Source organism: Nocardia rhamnosiphila NBRC 108938 (assembly GCF_000720425.1).
Lineage (GTDB): Bacteria > Actinomycetota > Actinomycetes > Mycobacteriales > Mycobacteriaceae > Nocardia > Nocardia rhamnosiphila.
In genome coordinates this window covers 197,923-213,743 of record NZ_JOAJ01000004.1, presented here as the reverse complement: position 1 = coordinate 213,743, position 15,821 = coordinate 197,923, and the positions used below count along the sequence as shown (strand labels likewise).

Sequence of the window (15,821 nt, the reverse complement as noted above, 5' to 3'; positions counted from 1 at the left end):
GGCGCGGTCGACGCGGCGAAAACTAGTGGACCGCAGCATATTTCGGATGCGCCGGTGTGTCCCGCCCTCGGAGCCCTCGGAGCCCTCGGAGCCCTCGGAGCCCTCGGAGCCCTCGGAGCCCTCGGAGCGTCGCGGACCCGTCCCGGTCTGTCCTGTGTCGATTACGCTCTGCCGGTGGACGACGACCGGACCGTTCGTCTCCGACGGGGTGCCGGCGTTACTTGCGGAGTGTCCGGACGAGTTTGCCGACCGCCGCCGGGTCGGGGGTCGCGGCGGCTCTCCGGCTCTCTTCCCGGCTCAGAAGGGCGGCTGCCGGGTCGATGACGTGGGTGTGGCGGATCGAGGTCTCCGGGTCGGCGAACGGCTTGTAGGTCTTGTCGCCGAGCAGGGTGTGCAGCAGGTATCCGGTGAGCAGCGCGCGGGTGGCGCGGGACGTCTTTTCCTCGTGTTTGCCGCCGCCGAGCGCGGCCAGCAGCCGGCGGCCTTCGGTGAGCCCGTTGTGGCCCGCGCCGTCGAGTGTGCGCAGGATCACCGGGCCACCCCAGGTCGCGGCGAGGGGGACCGCGTCGGAGTTCGGGGAATCGATATCGCTCACCCCGGCCAGGATCAGTGCCGGGGTGGTGAGGTCACCGGCCACCGAGGTGGCGGCGGGGGCGGTGGGCGCCGGGAACAGCGGGGCCACCGCGGCCACCGGGCGCTGGGCGGCGGCGAGTACGGCCGCGCCCGCGCCCATCCCGTGGCCGGCCAGCGCCAGGCGTTCGGGGTGCACGGTGAGGGTGCCGTCGCCCAGGCGGACCCCGGTGCAGATATCGAGGGTGGTGAGCAGATCGGTGGCGAGGTTCAGGTGGGAGGGCAGCGGGCCGCGCTCGGTATCGGGGGCGGCCGCCACGATGCCCCAGGACGCGAGGTGTTCGAGCAGCGTGCGGTAGTTGCCGGCGCCGTTCAGCCAGCCGTGCCCGAACGCGACCGCGGGTAGATCGCGGCCGGTCTCGGGCGTGTACACCACCCCGGGCTGACCCGCGATGGCAAGATTGCCGCGGAGCACCCGATGCGGGCCGCGGCTGGTCAGAGTGCTCAGAAGTGATTTCACAGACGCCGACACGACGAGAACGTTAGCCGATAAGTAGGCTGGGGAGCCATGTGCGGAATCGTGGGGTACGTCGGGTACCGGGACGCGTTGGGCGTCGTCGTCGCTGCCTTGCGCCGCATGGAGTACCGAGGTTACGACTCGGCGGGCGTGGCGATTCTCGACGGCGCCGGTGGCGTGGCGATCGAGCGGCGCGCCGGGCGGCTGAGCAATCTGGAAGCGGAGTTGGACACCGCGGCCCCGGACGAGTTCGCCGGCACCACCGGTATGGGGCATACGCGGTGGGCCACCCACGGCGCGCCGACCGACCGCAACGCCCATCCGCACCAGGATGTGAGCGGCAAGGTCGCGGTCGTGCACAACGGCATCATCGAGAACTTCGCCCAGCTGCGGCGGGAACTCGAGGACGCCGGTGTCGAACTGCGCAGTGAGACCGATACCGAGGTCGCCGTGCACCTGGTCGCCCGGGCCTACGCCGCGGGGCCGACCGCGGGCGACTTCGAGGCCAGCACGCTTTCGGTACTTCGGCGGCTCGAGGGTGCGTTCACGCTGGTGTTCACGCACGCCGACCATCCGGGAAAGATCATCGCGGCGCGTCATTCGACTCCGCTGGTCGTCGGTGTGGGCGAGAACGAAATGTTCATCGCCTCCGACCTGACCGCGTTCATCGAGCACACCCGCGAGGCGGTCGAGCTCGGCGAGGGCCAGGCCGTGGTGATCACCGCCGACGGCTACCGCGTCACCGACTTCGACGGTTCCACCGAAGGCGTGAGCACCCGGCCGTTCACCATCGACTGGGATCTGGCCGCCGCCGAGAAGGGCGGTCACGACTACTTCATGCTCAAGGAGATCGACGAGCAGCCCGGCGCGGTCGCCGATACGCTCATCGGTCACTTCGATCAGACCCCCGGCCGGGACGGTCGGATCGTGCTGGACGAGCAGCGCCTCTCCGATCAGGAGTTGCGTGATGTGGAAAAGGTTTTCGTGGTGGCCTGCGGTAGCGCCTACCACTCCGGCCTGGTCGCCAAGTACGCCATCGAGCACTGGACGCGGCTGCCGGTGGAAGTGGAGCTCGCCAGCGAGTTCCGCTACCGGGACCCGGTACTGGACCGCTCGACCCTGGTGGTGGCGGTCTCCCAGTCCGGGGAGACGGCCGACACACTGGAAGCCGTCCGGCATGCCAAGAGCCAGAAGGCCCGGGTGCTGGCGGTCTGCAATACCAACGGCGCGCAGATCCCGCGCGAATCCGACGCGGTCCTCTACACCCGGGCCGGGCCGGAGATCGGGGTCGCCTCCACCAAGGCGTTCCTCGCGCAGGTGACGGCGAACCTGCTGGTCGGGCTGGCGCTGGCCCAAGCGCGCGGTACCAAGTACCCCGACGAGGTGGCACGTGAGTTCGCCGAGCTGGAGGCCATGCCGAAGCTGGTGGAGCAGGTGCTGGAAACGGCGCCGCAGGTGCGGGCGATCGCCCGGGAACTGGCGCGCGAACGCACCATCCTTTTCCTCGGCCGCCATGTCGGATACCCGGTGGCGCTCGAAGGGGCGCTCAAACTCAAGGAACTGGCGTATATGCACGCGGAGGGTTTTGCCGCGGGTGAGCTCAAGCACGGTCCGATCGCGCTGATCGAGGGCGGGCTGCCGGTGATCGTGGTGATGCCCTCGCCCAAGGGGCGCGGGGTGCTGCACTCCAAACTGCTGAGCAATATCCGGGAGATCCAGGCTCGCGGGGCGCGCACGATCGTGATCGCGGAGGAGGGCGACGATCTGGTGCGCCCGTTCGCCGACGATCTGATCGAGATCCCCTCCGCACCGACCCTCTACCAGCCGCTGCTGTCGACGGTGCCGCTGCAGATCTTCGCCGCCGAGGTGGCGCAGGCCCGCGGCTACGACGTGGACAAACCGCGGAACCTGGCGAAGTCCGTCACCGTGGAATAGCCGACGGGGTAACCGGTGCCCCGGTTGCCCCGTCTACTCCTCGACCGTGATGGTGCCGCGCATATCCGGGTGGATCGGGCACAGGTAGCGGTATTCGCCCGGCTGGGTGAAGGTATGGCTCCAATCGCCCACCTCGAACAACGGGCTGTTGATGCTCATCGCCTTGTCACCGATGCCCTGTACACCGTGTGGCAGATCGCCGTCGAAATGCCAGGACACCGTATCGCCGGCGGAGATGGTGATATCGCCCGGCGAGAAGTGGTCGTCTTCGACCTCGACGGTGACGGTGGCCTCCGGTTCGTGCCGCGAATGCGCGCCGGAGGTATCGGTTTTCGCTACCTCTTCTGTCGCATCACCGGAGCCGCAGCCGGACAGCAGTGCCGTGACGAGGGTGAATCCGGCGGCCGGGACGAGTACGGCGCGGTGAACTCTGGACATGGAGGTCAAGCGTAGTCTGCTGGCATCGCTGCCCGTCCGTCCACGGAGGTGTGTTCGGTGACCCAGCCGCTCGGCTATTACACCCCCGACGAGGTGCGCCTCGCCGAGGCCGAACTGTTCACCAGAGTTCCCGACGGAGTGCCCATGCGCCGCGCCGCGTACGGCCTGGCCACGGTGGTCGCGGCCGAATTGCGGGCGCGCAGCGGTGGGGTCGCGGGGCGGGCGGTGGCGTTGCTGGTGGGCTCGGGCGACAACGGCGGAGACGCATTGTGGGCGGGCGTGACATTGCGCCGGCGGGGTGTCGCGGTGACCGCGGTACTGCTGAATCCGGCGCGGGCGCATACGGCCGGGCTGGCCGCCCTGCGCCGCGCCGGCGGGCGGGTGTGCGCCGACCCGGTGACGGCGGTCACGGAAATCGCCGACGCCGATCTGGTGATCGACGGGATCGTCGGTATCTCCGGCCGCGGCCCGCTGCGCCCGGCTGCGGCGAGAATCGTTGCGGAAGTGCATGTCCCGATCATCGCGGCCGATCTGCCCAGTGGGGTCGACCCGGATACCGGCGCAGTGTCCGGGCCCGCGGTCCGGGCGGCGGTCACCGTCACCTTCGGCGCCCGTAAACCCGTGCACGCGCTGGCCGCGGACCGATGCGGCCGGATCGAGCTGGTGCCCATCGGTTTACGGCTGCCCGAACCCGGCCTGGCCGCACTGGATCCCGCTGCGGTGGGCGCGGCCTGGCCGGTGCCGGGGGCCGCGGACGACAAGTACACGCAGGGGGTCACCGGGGTGCAGGCCGGCAGCGCGACCTACCCGGGCGCGGCCGTGCTCTGTACAGGCGCGGCGGTGGCCGCGACCTCCGGGATGGTGCGCTATGCGGGTACCGCCGCGTCCGCGGTGCTCGCGCGGTATCCGGAGGTGATCGCGGTAGCCGATCCGGCGGATGCGGGCCGGGTGCAGTCCTGGGTCTTCGGTCCGGGCTCCGGGACCGACTCCGGCGCGCGCGCTCACCTCGCCGAGATCTTGGCAACCGACCTGCCGGTCGTCGTCGATGCCGACGGTCTGACCCTGCTGGCGAGCGAACCGGAGCTGGCCCGGGGTCGGCGGGCTCCCACCGTGCTCACCCCGCACGCGGGTGAGTTCCGCCGGCTCACCGGTGCGGAGCCGGCGCCCGACCGGGTGGACGCGGTCCGGGAGTTCGCCGAATCGTGGCAGGTCACCGTGCTGCTGAAAGGCCGGGCGACCCTGGTCGCCGCCCCCGGGCGGCAGGTGCTGGTCAATGAGGCCGGCGGTTCCTGGGCCGCGACCGCCGGCGCCGGTGACGTGCTCTCCGGGGTGATCGGGGCGCTGCTCGCCGCAGGCCGCGATCCGCTTTTCGCCGCGGCCGCCGCGGCCCGCGTGCACGCACTCGCCGCGGGGCTCGCCGCCCATGACACCCCGGGCGGAACCGCCGCCCCTGTCTCGGCGACGCCGCTGCTGCGTCATCTCCCCGCCGCCATCGCGACGGCCCGCGCACTGACTGCCTGAGATACGCACGCCCGGGCCCCGCGGGTGGCCGCCGTCGCGTCCGCGCGCCGGGATGGCAGTATCGGCAGGTGTGAACGGTCAAGTGGAAGCAGTCGTCGACCTGGACGCCATCGCACACAACGTCGGAGTGCTGCGTGCGCACGCAGGCGACGCCGCGGTGATGGTGGTCGTCAAGGCGGACGGCTACAACCACGGCGCCGTCGAGGTCGCCCGGACGGCGCTGGCCGCGGGCGCGGCCGAACTGGGGGTCACCACGGTGGCCGAGGCGGTCGCGCTGCGCGCGGCCGGAATCGAGGCGCCTATCCTGTGCTGGCTCAATATCTGTGACGCGGATTACGCCGCCGCCGTCGCCGCCGATATCGAAATCGGTATCTCCTCGGCGGAGCAGTTGGACACCGTCGCCGCGGCCGCCCGCGGCCTGGGCGAACAGGCTGTCGTGAGTCTCAAGGTCGACACCGGGCTCAATCGCAACGGGATCGAGCAGGGGGTCTACCCCGTGGTTCTCGCCGCCCTGCGGAAGCTGGTCGATGAGGGGGTGGTGCGTTTCCGGGCGATCTTCTCCCATCTCGCGCATGCCGACGAGCCCTATCACCCGACCATCGACCTGCAACGCGACCGGTTCCTCGACGCCATCGCGGCGGCCAAGGAATACGGTCTGGAGCCCGAACTCGTGCACCTGGCCAATTCCGCGGCCACGCTGACCCGGCCCGATCTGGCCTTCGATATGGTCCGTCCCGGCATCGCCGTGTACGGGCTCACCCCGGTCCCCGATATCGGCGAATTCGAGCTGCGGCCCGCGATGACCTTCCAGGCCGAGGTGGCGCTGGTCAAACAGGTTCCCAAGGGCGAAGGGGTGTCCTACGGGCACGAATGGATAGCCCCGGCCGATACCACCGCCGCGCTGATTCCCGCCGGATACGCCGACGGTGTATTCCGTACCCTGGGTGGACGGATGCAGGTGTGGGTCGGTGGACGCAACCATCCCAACCGCGGCCGGGTGTGCATGGATCAGCTGGTGGTGGACCTGGGCGACAATGCCGAGGGCGTGGCCGAAGGCGATACCGCGATCTTGTTCGGACCGGGTTCCCACGGTGAACCGCGGGCCCAGGACTGGGCCGATCTGCTCGGCACCATCCACTACGAAGTGGTGTGCGCGCCCCGTGGCCGGGTACACCGGCGGTATCGAGGGGGTACCCGATGAAACGAGGAACGACCCTGTTGCGCGGTGGGCTGGCCACCGCCGGGGTGGTCGGCGCCATGGCCGGCGTGCACGCGCTGCGCCGGGCCGGTGCGAAAGTACTGTGGCCGCCCGTCCGCGACGAGTACCGGGACGAGAACTTCGCCCTGATCGATCTCGACCGGGCCGGTGAAGTGCTCGCCGACGACGGTGTGTGCCTGGCCACCCGGGAGTGGGGTTCCGGCGACGCGGACGCCACAGTCGTTTTCGTGCACGGTTTCTGCAACAGCATGGAGTCGTTCCATTTCCAGCGTCGCCACCTTGCGCAGCGCTGGGGTTCGCGGTTACGGCTGGTGCTGTTCGATCTGCGCGGCCACGGCCGCTCGGGAACGCCGCAAACCGACAGCTGCACGGTGTCCCAGCTCGGCCGCGACCTGCTCACGGTCATCGACGCGCGCGCGCCGCGCGGGCCGTTGATCCTGGTCGGGCATTCGCTGGGTGGGATGGCGGTACTGGCCGCGGCCGCCCATGCCGGCGGTCTCTTCGCGCAGCGGGTGCACGGTGTCGCGCTGCTGTCCACCGCGGCCGCCGAGGTCGCCTCCTCCGGTATCGGGCAGTTACTGCGCAATCCCGCGATCGACGGATTCCGGTTGGCCGTGCACACCGCTCCGGCGCTGGTACAGGCCGGACGGGTCACCGCCCGCCATGTGATCACGCCGATCCTGCACGTGAGCTCGTTCCACGGGCCGGTCAGTCCGACGCTGTCGCGGTTCACCACCATGATGATCGACCGCACCCCGGTGGAAACCGTGGTGAAGTTCCTGAAGGCCATCGAGCTGCACGACGAGGCGGCGGCCCTGCCGGTGCTGCGCGAAACCCCGACGCTGGTCCTCGGCGGCACCCGGGACCTGGTCATTCCCTTCCGTAATTCCCGTGTGCTGGCACGCGAATTGGCCGATTGCGAACTCGTCCGGCTCCCCGAGGCGGCACATATGCCGCAGCTGCAGTACCCGGAGGAGACCAACGCCGCGCTGGACCGGTTGCTGGTGCGGGCCGGAGTGGTCGGCGAGGACGATCGGTGGGAGGCCACCGGTGGCTGACCGCGGCGAACGCCTGCTGCCGGAAGTCACCGATACCGAGGCGCTCGGGCGGGAACTGGCCGGCGGGCTGCGGGCCGGCGACCTGGTGGTGCTCGACGGACCGCTGGGTGCCGGTAAAACGGCCCTGACCCGCGGTATCGCGTCCGGGCTCGGGGTCGGTGGGCGGGTGAGTTCGCCGACCTTCGTCATCGCGCGCCGGCATCCGGCAGGGGAACGTGCCGATGGCCCGCCGGTGCCGCTGGTCCATGTCGACGCCTATCGGCTCGGCGGCAGCCTCGACGAACTCGACGCACTCGATCTGGACACCGAACTCGACGACGCGGTCGTGGTGGTCGAGTGGGGCGGCGGGATGGCGGAGCGGTTGACCGGCCGGCATCTGCTGGTGCGGATGTCGCGGGAGCCGGAATCCGAAGTCCGCACGGCATCTTGGGAGTGGGTGCACACCGGGGCGGCGCACTAGGTCGCACGAAATCGGCAACCTCGCTGCTGGGGCGCCGTGCGCCACCGCCGTGTGAAGCGGGTCACCCGGTATCGTTGACCAGACCATGCTTGCACTTGCTGTCGACACCGCGACGCCTGCCGTCACGGCGGGTCTCGTCGAACTGGAGCAGGCGGCCGCCGGTGCGAACACCTCGGACGCCGCCGCACCGCGCACCCTTGCCGCCCGCGTACTCGTCGACGCCCGCGCGCACGCCGAGGCACTCACCCCACAGATTCTGGAATGCCTGGCCGAGGCCGGGGTGTCGCGCGCCGATATCGGGGCGGTGGTCACCGGGATCGGTCCGGGGCCGTTCACCGGGCTGCGGGTCGGGATGGCCACCGCGGCCGCGTTCGGTGATGCGCTGGGTATCCCGGTGCACGGTGTGTGCAGTCTGGACGCGATCGCCGCCGAATGCGCGCCCGAACTCGGGCCCGACGATGAATTGCTCGTGGTCACCGATGCCCGCCGGCGCGAGGTCTATGCCGCGCGTTATCGCGACCGCGGCCGCACCCGGGTCGCCGGACCCGAGGTGTGCAAACCCGGCGAACTGCCGGTGGCCGGTGCGACCAAGATCGCCGGATCGGCCGCGCACACCGCGCTGTTCGCACTTCCCGCGCTGGCCGTGCAGACACCCTCGCCGGCCGCGCTCGTGCAGGTGGCGGCGGGCGCGCTGCGGTCGGGCGTCATCCCCGAACCGCTGGTCCCGCTGTATTTGCGCCGCCCCGACGCGGTCGAACGCAGCTACCGCACTCTCGACCGGATGGGAGCGTGACAATGGGAGTTCGTACCACGGGAATTCGTATCGAACCCATGGAGCCGACCGATATCGCGGGCTGCGTGGAATTGGAGCAGGTGCTGTTCCCGGAAGACGATCCGTGGCAGGCCGTGGCATTCCGCTCCGAACTGGCCGCGGGATACAACCGCTACATCACCGCCCGCGACGACGCCGGGAACATGGTGGGCTACGCGGGAATCGCGCTGCTCGGTGACGCCGAGCACCCCGAGGCCGAGGTGCACACCATCGGGGTGGACCCGAACTGTCACCGGGCCGGTATCGGCACGCTGCTGCTGGAGGCGCTGCTCACCGAGGCCGGGCGGCGGGGCGGGCCGGTGTTCCTCGAGGTGCGCACCGACAACACCGCCGCGATCTCCATGTATGCCAAGCACGGGTTCCACATCATCGGCCTGCGCAAGAACTACTACCACCCCAGCGGCGCGGACGCGTACACGATGCGCCGCCCGGCGCTGGAGGACGTCCCGGTGGTCTTCGGCGCCCGGACACCGGACGGGGTGCTGTCGTGATCGTCATGGGCATCGAGAGTTCCTGTGACGAGACCGGGGTGGGCATCGTGCGCCGCCGTCCCGACGGCAGCTGTGAACTCCTGGCCGACGAGGTCGCTTCCAGTGTGGCCGAGCACGCCCGGTTCGGCGGGGTGGTGCCCGAGATCGCCTCGCGGGCCCACCTCGAGGCGATCGTGCCCGCCATGCGGCGCGCTCTCGCCGCGGCGGGGATCGCCGCGCCCGATGCCCTGGCGGTGACGATCGGTCCCGGTCTCGCGGGAGCGCTGCTGGTCGGTGTCGCGGCCGCCAAAGCCTATGCGGCGGCCTGGGATATCCCGTTCTACGCGCTGAACCATCTCGGCGGGCATGTGGCGGTGGACACCCTCGAACACGGCCCGATGCCGCCCTGTGTGGCACTGCTGGTCTCCGGAGGTCATACCCATCTGCTGCACGTCGAGGATCTGTCGAAGCCGCTGATCGAATTGGGCAGCACGGTCGACGATGCCGCCGGCGAGGCATTCGACAAGGTCGCCCGGCTACTGGGTCTCGGCTATCCGGGCGGTCCCGCACTGGACGCGGCCGCGGTCACCGGCGACCCGGCGGCGATCGCCTTCCCACGAGGTATGACCGGACCGCGGGACCCGCGCTACGACTTCTCGTTCTCCGGATTGAAGACCGCGGTCGCCCGCTATGTGGAGGCGCAGGCCCGGCAGGGTATCGAGCCGGAGCAGCTGCCGATTCCCGATATCGCGGCCTCGTTCCAGGAGTCGGTCGCCGATGTGCTCACCATGAAAGCGGTGCGCGCGGCGCTGGATGTGGGTGTGGACACCCTGGTACTGGGCGGCGGCGCGACCGCCAATACGCGGATCCGCTCGCTGGCCGAGGAACGGTGCGCCGCGGCCGGTCTGACACTGCGCATCCCGAAACCCCGGCTCTGCACCGATAACGGCGTGATGATCGCGGCGTTGGGCGCGCATGTGATCGGCGGCGGCGCGGCGCCGTCACCGCTGTCGGTGGCCTCCGACCCCGGGTTGCCGGTATCGGTCAGCCAGGTGGGCTGACCGGCTATCCCGCCGAACCCGAATTCGGCAATCGAGGGGGTTGCGGAGGCGGAACCTCCAGGGTCGTCTGGGTTTGCAACGATCCGGACGGCGGCGGTACGTCCGAGGTGGACGGCTGATCCGTCGGTAGCTCACCCGGCGCGGGTGGGGGGACCGGCGTGCCCGGACTCATCCCCTCCGGGAACGGAATATGCGGCAGGTTCGGATCCGGCCGCAGGGTGGGCGGAGACGGCTCGGTGCTCGGGGTGGTTGTGGACGGTTCGCCCGAGGTGGACGGGATCTCGTCCGTCGACGGGTACTCGCCGGTGCCGGGGTCGCCGGTCACCGGCGGCTCGGCGCGCGTCGTACTCGGCTCACCGGCGTCGGCAGGCTCCTCGACGGGCTGCTGGGGGATCTCCTCGGTGGTGCCGGGCACCACGGTGGTGGTCGTCGGCGCGATGGTGGCGGTGGTCGGCAGCTGAGCGCTGCTGGTGGTACCGGCCGGGGAGACCTCTTCGTCGGAACTCGGGGCCATGGTGTTGACCCCGTACCCGACGATCAACCCCACCACCACGATGGCGCCGGCCACCGTGCCGAACGCCTTGAGCAGGGTATTGCCGGACTTGGCCGGGGTGAGCGCGCCGATCGGCGCGTTGGAGCGGGCGGTATCGGCGAGCAGCGCAGCGCCTTTGGCGATCACCGCGTCCGGGTCCGGCACCGTCAGCACCGGAAGCTCCAGTGCACCGCGCAGGGTTTCCAGTACCGCCGGGATGTTCGCGCCGCCGCCGATCACCACCACCGCTTCCGGGGCGCGATCGGCCAGGCCGAAGGTCATCGACGCGAACCGCGCCATCTCGCGCCACACACCGGCGGTGAGCGATTCGAAATCGGCGCGGGTGAGTTTGAGCGGTTTGCCCGCGATGTGGTCGATGGTGACGGCCTGGGTCACCGACAGATGTTCCTTGGCGGTGCGGGCCCGGTTCACCAGCACACTGCGATTGGGCCGGGTACCGCGCCGGGCGTAGTGCTGATCGACCAGATGCCGGTGCAGCAGGTCGTCGATCGCGCGGCCGCTGACCGTGGTGGACCGCGCGGTGTGCAGCACGGCGCCGTCGGCCGGGTCGGCCACCGAGATGGTACAGCCGGAGGCGCCCAGGTCCACGACGGCCACCGTGCCGTAGCGGTCCAGCAGGCCGGTGTCGCGCAGGAAGGTGAGCGCCGCGGTGGTCTCCGGAACCAGTTGCGGTTCGCGCTGTTTGCCGGTGGCGAGCCGGATCGCGTGCGCCTGCTCCTTGCTCCGGTAGGCGACCGCGACACCGGTGGGTGGGCGGTCGGCCATCACGTCGAGCCCGGAAGTCTGTGTCGCGGGCAGCTGGGTGCCGAAAACCGCCTCGTGGGAATGGCTCGCGGGGAGCTGAGTGGTCATCAGCTCGATGGAGGAGGCGACCAGATCCCCCAGATCGGAATGCGCGTCCGCGGAGACCACCCGGTAGTCGAAGGTGCGGGCGCCGTTGGCCGCGGTGGTGACCAGGGCGGAGCACACCACTTCGTTCCCGGCGGAGATGCCGAGCGATGTGCGCATACTCTCTTCACCTCCCTTCGAGTGGACGCGGCGGCCGTGCCGGATGGTGAGGTCCGGACATGCCGAAAGGTGTTCGCGAAACCGCCGTCGTCTGCGGTGAACGGTGGTTTCGCGAACAACCATCACACATGGTGTCACGATCTGTTATCCGAACGTTACAGAGTCGGAGAATTATTGGGAAGCCCTCTTCCGTTCGGTCTACCCGGCTTTCGGCCTCCTAACCCGGCGACCAGCGAGCACGGCGGATGGCGTCTTGGTGACAGCGTGACCGAATCGTTTCGAATCGGTCCCGCATTGGCAGCGCCTGCCCTTGAGCGCTGGCACTCTCATGTATAGAGTGCTAGTCGGCACCGATTGTTGCCCGGTGCCAGGCTTGACCACTGAGCAGGCGGTCCCGGCACCCGCGACGACGGGGCTTTGCGCAGGGTCAGCATCGTGACCGAATCGATGGTCCGGGACAACAGTTCCGGACGACCGTTATCCCCTGAAAGTGGAGGGCTCAACGTGGCGAGCGTGAACATCAAGCCGCTCGAGGACAAGATCCTCGTCCAGGCCAACGAGGCCGAGACGACGACCGCCTCCGGCCTGGTCATTCCCGATACGGCCAAGGAGAAGCCGCAGGAGGGCACCGTTGTCGCCGTCGGCCCCGGCCGGTGGGACGACGAAGGTGAGAAGCGCATCCCGCTGGATGTCCAGGAGGGCGACACCGTCATCTACAGCAAGTACGGCGGTACCGAGATCAAGTACCAGGGTGAGGAATACCTGATCCTGTCCGCGCGCGACGTGCTGGCTGTCGTCGGCAAGTAATCGACTGCCGCGCATGCGTTCCGCCCCGGTGTCGCACGGTGACCCGGGGCGGAGTGCTTTGTGCCACACAACTCGAAGCGCACCAGATACAGGAGCGAAGACATATGGCAAAGCAGATCCAGTTCGACGAGCAGGCTCGCCGGGCGCTGGAGCGCGGTGTCGACAAGCTCGCCGATGCGGTCAAGGTCACTCTCGGCCCGCGGGGCCGGCATGTGGTGCTGGCCAAATCGTTCGGCGGCCCCACCGTCACCAACGACGGTGTCACCATCGCGCGTGATATCGATCTCGAGGATCCGTTCGAGAACCTCGGCGCCCAGCTGGTCAAGAGCGTCGCCACCAAGACCAACGATGTCGCCGGTGACGGCACCACCACCGCGACCGTGCTGGCCCAGGCCCTGGTGCGCGGCGGACTGAAGAACATCGCGGCGGGCGCCAACCCGATCGCGATCGGCGTGGGCCTGGCCAAGGCCGCGGACGCGGTGTCGGAGGCCCTGCTGGCCGCGGCCACCCCGGTCAGCGGCGAACAGGCCATCGCCCAGGTCGCCACCGTCTCCTCGCGGGACGAGGTCATCGGCGAAATGGTCGGCAAGGCGCTGACCACCGTCGGCAAGGACGGCGTGGTCACCGTCGAGGAATCCTCGACCCTGCAGACCGAACTCGTGGTCACCGAGGGCGTGCAGTTCGACAAGGGCTACCTCTCGCCGTACTTCATCACCGACGGCGACAGCCAGGAAGCCGTGCTGGAGGACACGCTGGTGCTGCTGCACCGCGAGAAGATCAGCTCGCTGCCCGACCTGCTGCCGCTGCTGGAGAAGATCGCCGAGTCCGGTAAGCCGGTCCTGATCATCGCCGAGGACGTCGAGGGCGAGGCGCTGTCCACCCTGGTCGTCAACTCGATCCGCAAGACCCTCAAGGCCGTAGCGGTCAAGGCGCCGTTCTTCGGTGACCGCCGCAAGGCGTTCCTCGACGATCTGGCCGTGGTCACCGCGGGCACGGTCGTCAACCCCGACCTGGGCATCAACCTGCGTGACTCGGGTCTGGAGGTGCTGGGTTCGGCGCGGCGCGTGGTGGTCACCAAGGACACCACCACCATCATCGACGGCGCGGGCAGCGGCGACGATATCGCCGCCCGCAGCGCCCAGCTGCGCCGCGAGATCGAGGCCACCGATTCCGACTGGGATCGGGAGAAGCTCGAAGAGCGGCTGGCCAAATTGGCCGGCGGTGTCGCGGTGATCCAGGTCGGCGCGGCCACCGAGACCGCGCTCAAGGAGCGCAAGTACCGGGTCGAGGACGCGGTCAGCGCGGCCAAGGCCGCTGTCGAGGAGGGCATCGTCCCGGGTGGCGGTACCGCGCTGGTCCAGGCGGGCGCCAAGCTCGACGGGCTGATCTCCGGTCTGTCCGGGGACGAGGCCGTCGGTGCCGAGGTGCTGCGCGGCGCGCTGCGGGCCCCGCTGTACTGGATCGCCACCAACGCCGGTGTCGACGGTGCCGTCGTCGTCAACAAGGTCGGCGAGGGCAAGGAAGGCTTCAACGCCGCCACCCTCACCTACGGTGATCTGCTCACCGACGGTGTCGTGGACCCGGTCAAGGTGACCCGTTCGGCCGTGATCAACGCGGCGTCGGTGGCGCGGATGGTGCTGACCACCGAGAGCGCCGTGGTGGACAAGCCCGCCGAAGAGGAGAACGACCACGGGCACGGCCACGCCCACTGATCGCGATCCGGTTCGCCGGTTCCCGCCGCCCCGGTGAGAACCGGCCGCCGAACCGGAACGGGCCGTTCACATCCGCTGTGGAGTGTGAACGGCCCGTTTTCGTATCGGTCGCCGGTCGCCGAGGGAGGCCGGCCCTCCCATACTCTTCTTCAGCCTCATCAGGCCGTCGCGGATACGGGATTTGACGGTGGGTAGCCCGATATCCAGGTGACGGGCCACCTCGGCGTAGGTCCGGCCGTCGTAGTAGGCGAGTGAGATCGCCTCGCGCTGGGTCTCGGTCAGGGTGCGTAGCCCGACGACCACGGCCTGATGGTCGAGTTTGCGCTCGACCTCCTCGATGACCTCGTCGTATTCGTGCCCGAGTACCCGGGCGCCGTAGGCGATCTCGCGCTGGGTGTGGGCCTGCTCGGCGCGTACCCGGTCGACCGCGCGGCGATGGGCCAGTGTCATCAGCCAGGTCACCGCCGAGCCGCGCGCCGGATCGAAACTCGCCGCCGTGCGCCAAGTCTGCAGATAGACCTCTTGAGTGGTCTCCTCGGCGAACCCGGAATCCTGGAGGACACGCAACACCAGACCGAAGACCCGGGTGCGGGTCCGGTCGTACAGTTCGGCGAAAGCCTCGGCATCCGAGTGGCCGCAGCGCTGCAAGAGCGCTGAGAGCTCGATACTCTCCTGTGTCATCGGTCATAACAATAACCGCAAGCTATAACCGAGAGCGTATGCGGCCCCGCGGAACACATGGTGTCGCACCGCCGGGTAGCGGCACGGAGCCGCTACCCGCGACCCATCAGACCGCCATTCGGCGCCGGTTGCGCCGGGCGTGCATCTCCCGTTCGGTTTCCGACATTCCGCCCCAGATGCCGTAGGGCTCACTGACCTTCAGCGCGTGCGAACGGCACTGCATCAGCACGGGGCACGACCTGCAGATCTCCTTCGCGCGCAGTTCGCGTGCCGCCCGTGCTCTGCCGCGTTCACCGTCGGGATGGAAGAACACCGCCGAGTCCACACCCCGGCAGGAACCGCGCATCTGCCAGTCCCAGACATCGGCGTTCGGTCCGGGAAGGTGGGTGGGCATGGGCATGGGGGAACTCCTCGTAGACGCGAGCTCGTCGGCATTGTCGAGCGAGTGATGAGTACAGCTGTCCGGCGGTGCCCGGGCGTTCGGGCGACCGCGCGGGGCCACATGCGTCGGCCGATGTGCACCGCTGCCGTCGGCATCCGTTGCGTTTTCGTCCGGCGCCGTCCGTGGCGATGAGTTACGTTAGGGGTACCGAGGAAATTCCGTCAACAGTTTGACGCCCTGATTTATCGGGTCTTTTTCGCGCTGAATTTAACCTCGATGGCTGTTTACTTTCGCTAATCGCCCGGCGATACTGTGAGGTTGGCCTGTTGCCGGTGCTCCCGACGTGTCCGTGCTGGTCGACGTATTCGCAGGTGGGCGCGACCCTTTCGGAGTCCCTCGATAGGTCCGGACCGAATTCTGCCCCACGGACCGTCCCGGTGGGTTAAGGTGCCCCGATCTCGATACGATCACAGATGGCCGGTGGAGGGCCTCCAGGTTAATTAAGTGAAACGTCCTCGAATTCGATGCGCGGTCGCTCATGGATTGATGGCGGAGATTAACCTGATAGAAACACTGCCCGTTCGGATCAATGCTGAA

The 15,821-nt window shown here is 69.2% G+C and carries 15 protein-coding genes; 10 read left to right on the top strand and 5 right to left on the bottom strand.

Annotated features, from left to right (window positions below):
* Window positions 1–217: 217 nt before the first annotated feature.
* Window positions 218–1,102, bottom strand: coding sequence for a poly(ethylene terephthalate) hydrolase family protein (locus IG75_RS0116860; RefSeq protein WP_036514256.1), 885 nt, complete (start codon window positions 1,100–1,102; stop codon window positions 218–220).
* A gap of 36 nt (window positions 1,103–1,138) precedes the next feature.
* On the opposite strand from IG75_RS0116860, the gene glmS reads away from it, so the two are divergent.
* The gene (glmS, locus tag IG75_RS0116855) at window positions 1,139–3,022 is read left to right on the top strand and encodes a glutamine--fructose-6-phosphate transaminase (isomerizing) (RefSeq protein ID WP_030522237.1); all 1,884 of its coding nucleotides are present in this window, start codon (window positions 1,139–1,141) and stop codon (window positions 3,020–3,022) included.
* Between the two features lie 33 nt (window positions 3,023–3,055).
* Here the strand turns inward: glmS and IG75_RS0116850 are convergent, their stop codons facing one another.
* Entirely contained in the window at window positions 3,056–3,460 is a 405-nt protein-coding gene (locus IG75_RS0116850) for a cupredoxin domain-containing protein (protein ID WP_030522236.1), read from the bottom strand.
* Window positions 3,461–3,517: 57 nt separating this feature from the next.
* Here IG75_RS0116850 and IG75_RS0116845 point away from each other — a divergent pair, with 57 nt between their 5' ends.
* The 7 genes from IG75_RS0116845 (at window position 3,518) to tsaD (ending at window position 10,081) form a co-directional block, all read left to right on the top strand.
* Window positions 3,518–4,981: an NAD(P)H-hydrate dehydratase gene (locus IG75_RS0116845; RefSeq protein WP_030522235.1), complete on the top strand. Its 1,464-nt coding sequence runs from the start codon at window positions 3,518–3,520 to the stop codon at window positions 4,979–4,981.
* A gap of 52 nt (window positions 4,982–5,033) precedes the next feature.
* On the top strand, window positions 5,034–6,182 hold the full coding sequence (alr, locus tag IG75_RS0116840; RefSeq protein WP_036514253.1) for an alanine racemase: 1,149 nt from the start codon (window positions 5,034–5,036) through the stop codon (window positions 6,180–6,182).
* Window positions 6,179–7,258, top strand: coding sequence for an alpha/beta fold hydrolase (locus tag IG75_RS0116835; RefSeq protein WP_030522233.1), 1,080 nt, complete (start codon window positions 6,179–6,181; stop codon window positions 7,256–7,258). The genes alr and IG75_RS0116835 overlap by 4 nt, the downstream gene beginning before the upstream one ends.
* On the top strand, window positions 7,251–7,718 hold the full coding sequence (gene tsaE, locus IG75_RS0116830) for a tRNA (adenosine(37)-N6)-threonylcarbamoyltransferase complex ATPase subunit type 1 TsaE (protein WP_030522232.1): 468 nt from the start codon (window positions 7,251–7,253) through the stop codon (window positions 7,716–7,718). Before IG75_RS0116835 ends, tsaE begins: the two co-directional genes overlap by 8 nt.
* An 85-nt stretch (window positions 7,719–7,803) precedes the next feature.
* Window positions 7,804–8,511 (top strand): tRNA (adenosine(37)-N6)-threonylcarbamoyltransferase complex dimerization subunit type 1 TsaB, encoded by a 708-nt coding sequence (tsaB, locus tag IG75_RS0116825; protein WP_030522231.1) that lies wholly within the window; start codon window positions 7,804–7,806, stop codon window positions 8,509–8,511.
* Between the two features lie 2 nt (window positions 8,512–8,513).
* Window positions 8,514–9,041, top strand: coding sequence for a ribosomal protein S18-alanine N-acetyltransferase (gene rimI / locus IG75_RS0116820; RefSeq protein WP_030522230.1), 528 nt, complete (start codon window positions 8,514–8,516; stop codon window positions 9,039–9,041).
* Entirely contained in the window at window positions 9,038–10,081 is a 1,044-nt protein-coding gene (gene tsaD, locus IG75_RS0116815; protein ID WP_030522229.1) for a tRNA (adenosine(37)-N6)-threonylcarbamoyltransferase complex transferase subunit TsaD, read from the top strand. Before rimI ends, tsaD begins: the two co-directional genes overlap by 4 nt.
* Before the next feature lie 4 nt (window positions 10,082–10,085).
* Here tsaD and IG75_RS40605 read toward each other — a convergent pair whose 3' ends face one another.
* Window positions 10,086–11,642 carry a DUF7159 family protein gene (locus tag IG75_RS40605; protein WP_030522228.1) on the bottom strand — a complete coding sequence of 519 codons (1,557 nt, stop codon included), beginning with the start codon at window positions 11,640–11,642 and terminating at the stop codon, window positions 10,086–10,088.
* Between the two features lie 504 nt (window positions 11,643–12,146).
* On the opposite strand from IG75_RS40605, the gene groES reads away from it, so the two are divergent.
* Window positions 12,147–12,449, top strand: coding sequence for a co-chaperone GroES (groES, locus tag IG75_RS0116805; RefSeq protein WP_030522227.1), 303 nt, complete (start codon window positions 12,147–12,149; stop codon window positions 12,447–12,449).
* Between the two features lie 104 nt (window positions 12,450–12,553).
* Window positions 12,554–14,161, top strand: coding sequence for a chaperonin GroEL (gene groL, locus IG75_RS0116800; RefSeq protein ID WP_030522226.1), 1,608 nt, complete (start codon window positions 12,554–12,556; stop codon window positions 14,159–14,161).
* Between the two features lie 66 nt (window positions 14,162–14,227).
* Here the strand turns inward: groL and sigK are convergent, their stop codons facing one another.
* Complete coding sequence (sigK, locus tag IG75_RS0116795; RefSeq protein WP_081876940.1) at window positions 14,228–14,842, bottom strand: ECF RNA polymerase sigma factor SigK; 615 nt, start codon at window positions 14,840–14,842, stop codon at window positions 14,228–14,230.
* A gap of 106 nt (window positions 14,843–14,948) precedes the next feature.
* Window positions 14,949–15,242 (bottom strand): WhiB family transcriptional regulator, encoded by a 294-nt coding sequence (locus IG75_RS0116790; protein WP_030522224.1) that lies wholly within the window; start codon window positions 15,240–15,242, stop codon window positions 14,949–14,951.
* Window positions 15,243–15,821 lie beyond the last annotated feature (579 nt).

Bases quoted from the DNA above. Each gene is read 5' to 3' on its own strand.
- glmS (WP_030522237.1), top strand. From the start codon at position 1,139: ATGTGCGGAATCGTGGGGTACGTCGGGTACCGGGACGCGTTGGGCGTC.
- IG75_RS0116850 (WP_030522236.1), bottom strand. From the start codon at position 3,460: ATGTCCAGAGTTCACCGCGCCGTACTCGTCCCGGCCGCCGGATTCACC.
- alr (WP_036514253.1), top strand. From the start codon at position 5,034: ATGGCAGTATCGGCAGGTGTGAACGGTCAAGTGGAAGCAGTCGTCGAC.
- IG75_RS0116835 (WP_030522233.1), top strand. From the start codon at position 6,179: ATGAAACGAGGAACGACCCTGTTGCGCGGTGGGCTGGCCACCGCCGGG.
- tsaB (WP_030522231.1), top strand. From the start codon at position 7,804: ATGCTTGCACTTGCTGTCGACACCGCGACGCCTGCCGTCACGGCGGGT.
- rimI (WP_030522230.1), top strand. From the start codon at position 8,514: ATGGGAGTTCGTACCACGGGAATTCGTATCGAACCCATGGAGCCGACC.
- IG75_RS40605 (WP_030522228.1), bottom strand. From the start codon at position 11,642: ATGCGCACATCGCTCGGCATCTCCGCCGGGAACGAAGTGGTGTGCTCC.
- groL (WP_030522226.1), top strand. From the start codon at position 12,554: ATGGCAAAGCAGATCCAGTTCGACGAGCAGGCTCGCCGGGCGCTGGAG.
- sigK (WP_081876940.1), bottom strand. From the start codon at position 14,842: ATGACACAGGAGAGTATCGAGCTCTCAGCGCTCTTGCAGCGCTGCGGC.
- IG75_RS0116790 (WP_030522224.1), bottom strand. From the start codon at position 15,242: ATGCCCATGCCCACCCACCTTCCCGGACCGAACGCCGATGTCTGGGAC.